Genomic DNA, 4,303 nt, shown 5'->3' with positions numbered 1-4,303 from the left:
AGTACTGGTGCGGCCGCTTGCGGCGAGGGCCGGGCTTGGCGCGCGGCCCGGCGTAATAGGGATTGACCACGCAGCTCGCGGACCGGCCGGACGCGGAGGCCTGACACTGCGCCATCGAGGTGTAGCCGCACTCGAAATAGAAATCGACCATGCTCCGGTAGACCTGGAGGCAGACCGGATAGTTCGGATCGTAGGTCTGGGCCTGCGCCGGGGCGGTGGCAAGGACCGCCGCCGTCGCGAGAATTGACCAGATCGCAGCGCGCATCAGAACCTCCATGCTCGGCGTCGAACGACGCCGATACCTACAGAGATTTGTCGCGCTGGGAAATCAAATATTCAATTCGACCGGCACGTCCTCCGGCTTGACGCCGGAGAGGGTGAGGCCCCTGACGAACCATTCGCGCATCTGGCCGATGCCGCGGTTGTAGTCGACCCACACCGAGAGGAAATCGCGCCAGCGCTTGTCGCTCTCGCGCCGCACCGCCATGCCGCTCGCGATGGTGACCGACGGCGACTGCAGGATCTTGTAGCTGCCCAGGTTGGGGTTCTTGGCGATGGCGGTCAGGCCGAGCACCAGCGCGTTGACGACGCAATCGACCCGCCCCGACGACATCTCCAGCATCACCTCGTCGCGCGACTTCAGGGATTTGATGGTCGCGTTCGGCGCGAAGCGGCGGGCCACTGCCTCGTTGGCGGACCCGACGTCGACCGCGATCCTGACCTCTGGCTTGTTGATGTCGGCCCAGGTCCTGGCCTCCAGGCCCTTCTTCAGCATGGCCCCGAACGGATGCGGGAAGACGAGATGGGTGAAATCCACCACCAGCGCGCGCTGCGGGGTCGGGTTGAGCGCGAAGCCGAGGTCGATCTTGTTGGACTGCAGGTCGAGGATCGAATTGCCATAGGTCGATTCGACATATTCCAGCTTGACGTCGAGCAGCTTGGCGAGGTCGTTGGCCATCTCGATCGAGAAGCCCGACCAGGTGCCGCTGGCGAGATCCTTGTTGAAATAGGGCAGCTCGCCCGGCAGCACCGCGATCCGAAGCACTTTGTTGGCGCGGACGCGATCGAGCGTGTTCTCGGCCGTCTCCTCCGCCGCGGCCGGGCTCGCGATCGCGGAAGCGAGCGCAGCCCCGCTGCCGATCGCGAGCGCATAGCGCAAAGCTTCACGGCGATCTTCGGAAATCCTGGGGTCGTCGGATGGTGTCACGGGCTTCTCCTGCGGCGGGTCGGCGAAACCTAGCGTCCGCGCTTCGCCTCAGCAATAGCGTCACCTCGCCGCGAACGTCTTCGTGCACGGCACCGCTGCTCATTCTTCCATCAGCTTGAGCCGGCGTGCCAGCCATTCGGTGGTCGGTGCCTGGATCAGGATGGTCAGGAGGATGGCGACGAAGGTGACGGAGGCGATCACGTCGGCGCCGGGCGCGCGGAGGCCGAGCAGCAGGCCCGCGAGCGCCGCCGGGATCACGCCGGTCTCGCGCGTCCAGCACATGAACAGCAGCTCGGCAAGGCTCCACTTCGCCCGGTGGTCGGGCGCCGCGCACAGAAATACCGTGGTCGGCCGCGCCACCAGCATCAGCACCGCGACCACGGCGACGCCGCCGAGCCAGTGCCGGCCGACCTCGGCGAAATCGACCTGGGCTCCCAGCAGTATGAAAATGAACAGGCGCATGATGAAGGCGGTCGTCAGCACGAACTCGTCGAGCTTTTGCGCCTCGCCCGGCTCCATGCGGAATCCAAAGCTTTCCTTGTTGCCGAGCACGACACCGAACACGAACACCGCCATGAAGCCCGAAGCCTGCAGGTCGCTCGCCGCGAAATAGGCCCCGATCACGGCGACCAGGGTCACCACGGGCGCGTATTCGGCGAGGAACGCCCATCGCTCATGTGCGATCAGGAGTGCTGCGAGATAGCCGAGCACGACGCCGGCGCCGATCCCGATCGCCGACTCCCAGACGAGTTGAAACAGGGCGTGCGACAGCGAAAAATCGCCGTTGCCGTTCGCGAGCCCCAACAACGCAAAAGTCAGGATCGCGGCCATCGGATCGTTGAATGCGGACTCGGTGATCGCGGTCTGGGCGATGCGCGCGCGAATCCGCACCGTTCGGAAGATCGGCATCAAGGTCGCGGGGTCGGTCGGCGCAAGCAGGGCGCCGAGCAGGCCGGCCGTGGCGAGCGGCAGGCCGAGGACGAAATGGGCGGCAAGGGCGGTGATGCTCGCGGTGATCAGCACGCCCAGCGTCGCAATCACCAGGATCGTGATCCAGACTTTCTTGAGCACGGCAAAGCGCAGGGCGGCGCCGCCGTCGAACAGGATGTAGCTCGCGCCGAACAGGAGGATGATCTGGTTCAGCGCCGAGCTGGCGCCGATATCGATCAGCCCGAGTGCGTGCGGCCCGATCGCAATGCCCGCAAGCAGGAAGATCGCGACATCGGGAATCCGGACCTTCTGCGCGATGAAGGCGGCGAGCGTGCCGATCGCGAGGATCAGCCCGCATGCCAGCAGCGTATGCCGGGCGATTTCGATCGATGTTGTCATGGTGGGGCCAATCTATGCGTCGGCGGCCTCGCCGGCGACGGCCATCGGCTTGTCAGCGCGCAATCGCCGCACGATCGGTTTCAACAATTGTGGAGCAAGGTAGATCGGGAACTGGCTGAGCGCGAAATAGAGCCAGGTAAGGCCGGGCAGGGCGCCCTCGGTCGCTGCTACCATCAGCCCCATGTTGCGCTGAGATACCATCAGACCGATCGACAGCGCGCGCTCGCGGCCGGCAGCGCGGAAGAGCAGGGCGGTCAGGCCGGTCAGCACGAAGAACACGGCAAAGGCCAGCAGGCACGATCCGACCGTCGCCAGGGGATCGGCCAGCAGGCCGCCGGCGACATGGCCCATCACGGCGGACACGAACACCAGCAGCACCAGGATGTTGATGCCGTCGATTTCGAGCTTGTGCTTCTGGATGGCGGTCATTCCCGCTGCCCGGCGGATCGCGGCCGCGACCAGCAGCGATCCGGCCAGGATGGCGGCGAGCTTCAGCCCGAGCCCGAGCGGTGAGAGCGTCAATGAGCCGCCGAAGAAAGCATAGGCGAACAGCGGCGCCGTCAGCGGCACCAGCGCCGTGGAGGTCACGAGCGTCACCAGCACCAGCGTGGCGTCGAGCCCCATCAGCGCCGCGAGCGCGGGCGAAGCCATCATCGGCGAAGCCACCGCCTGCAGCATCAGCGCGAGGAACAGGTCAGGCGCGCGCGTGCTGATGCCGCTCGCGAGCGAAGCGAGCCCCATTAGAAGCGGCACCGCGAGCGTGGTCCACGCCGTCGCCGCAAGGACGAGGCCCGGCCGGCGCAGATGGCCGCGCAGGGCAGCGAGGTCGACCCGCATGAAGGAGAGGCAGAGCAGGAGGAAGATGGCCTCGGTGACGAACGGCTTCAAAAGCTCGCCAAGCGGCGGCACGGCAACGCCGATGAACACCAGCGCGGCGATGGCGCGGGTGCCCTGGCTGCCGATCCAGGCGAGGGCGCGAACGGGGAGGGTGATGATCCCCGGCAAATTGAACGTCATGTCGAGCTTTTAGCCGGAAAGATTGGATGGTGCGACTATGCATTCGGTAAGGGCCTGTCAGCATCCACCGCACCTCATCCTGAGGAGCATCGCGCAAGCGATGCGTCTCGAAGGATGGCCACGGGCGACGGTTGCGCAGCGGCCATCCTTCGAGACGCGAGCCTTCGCCGGTGGCGAAGTCTCGCTCCTCAGGATGAGGTCGGAGAGCTTGGAAGCGACGGATCTAATGGAATCGGTCGTCTAGCTACCGCCCGTATCGGGAGATCGGCCGCGCGGTTCAGCGCATCGTCGGAATATAAAAAGCCTGGCGGAAATAGGAGCGGAAAACCTCCATCGCCGGCGTGAATTCGGCCTCCCGCCGCCAGGCGAGACCGACGTCCATGGCCGGAATCGGATCGCGCAGCACCATGGTCTCGATGCGCTTGCCTTCCAATGACCACGGCCTCAGCACCATGTCGGACAGGATCGCGACCCCCTGTCCGTTCGCCACCATCGAGCGCACCGCCTCGACCGAGGAGGTGCGCAGTGTCACCGTCGGCCGGTACGGCGTCTTGCTCCAGTATTTGAGCGAGGTGTGCGCAGCCTCGTCGACCGTCAGCATGATGTAGGGCTCGGCCGCGACTTCCTTCAACCCGACGGAATCGCGCTGCAGCAGATGGTGCTTCGACGCGACCCACAGCCGCCGCCGCGAGCCGATCAATGTCTCCATCGACAGGTCCGGGTTCTGCACGTTGGAGGTGAGCAGCACGG

The 4,303-nt window shown here is 65.7% G+C and carries 5 protein-coding genes; all 5 read right to left on the bottom strand.

The features are described 5' to 3' along the window. Positions 1-265 (bottom strand): DUF3551 domain-containing protein (locus tag JOY90_RS38555; protein WP_291696315.1); only part of this gene is annotated, 265 nt, incomplete at its 3' end. A 63-nt stretch (positions 266-328) separates the two neighbouring features. Then, positions 329-1,207 carry a transporter substrate-binding domain-containing protein gene (locus JOY90_RS38550; protein WP_291696314.1) on the bottom strand — a complete coding sequence of 293 codons (879 nt, stop codon included), beginning with the start codon at positions 1,205-1,207 and terminating at the stop codon, positions 329-331. 99 nt (positions 1,208-1,306) lie between these two features. Next, positions 1,307-2,536, bottom strand: a complete 1,230-nt coding sequence (locus tag JOY90_RS38545) for a sodium:proton antiporter (RefSeq protein ID WP_291696313.1) — start codon at positions 2,534-2,536, stop codon at positions 1,307-1,309. 12 nt (positions 2,537-2,548) lie between these two features. After that, a complete protein-coding gene (locus JOY90_RS38540) occupies positions 2,549-3,553 on the bottom strand; it encodes a Na+-dependent transporter (RefSeq protein WP_291696312.1) in 1,005 nt (334 codons plus the stop codon). A 277-nt stretch (positions 3,554-3,830) separates the two neighbouring features. After that, positions 3,831-4,303 (bottom strand): LysR substrate-binding domain-containing protein (locus JOY90_RS38535; RefSeq protein WP_291696311.1); only part of this gene is annotated, 473 nt, incomplete at its 5' end.

It is taken from the genome of Bradyrhizobium sp. (assembly GCF_019242285.1).
Classification (GTDB): domain Bacteria; phylum Pseudomonadota; class Alphaproteobacteria; order Rhizobiales; family Xanthobacteraceae; genus Bradyrhizobium.
The sequence above is the reverse complement of the archived record's forward strand: the minus strand, read 5'-3'. Positions and strand labels throughout refer to the sequence as shown.

Excerpts from the sequence above, each read along its gene's own strand:
- JOY90_RS38545 (WP_291696313.1), bottom strand. The coding sequence starts at position 2,536 with ATGACAACATCGATCGAAATCGCCCGGCATACGCTGCTGGCATGCGGG.
- JOY90_RS38540 (WP_291696312.1), bottom strand. The coding sequence starts at position 3,553 with ATGACGTTCAATTTGCCGGGGATCATCACCCTCCCCGTTCGCGCCCTC.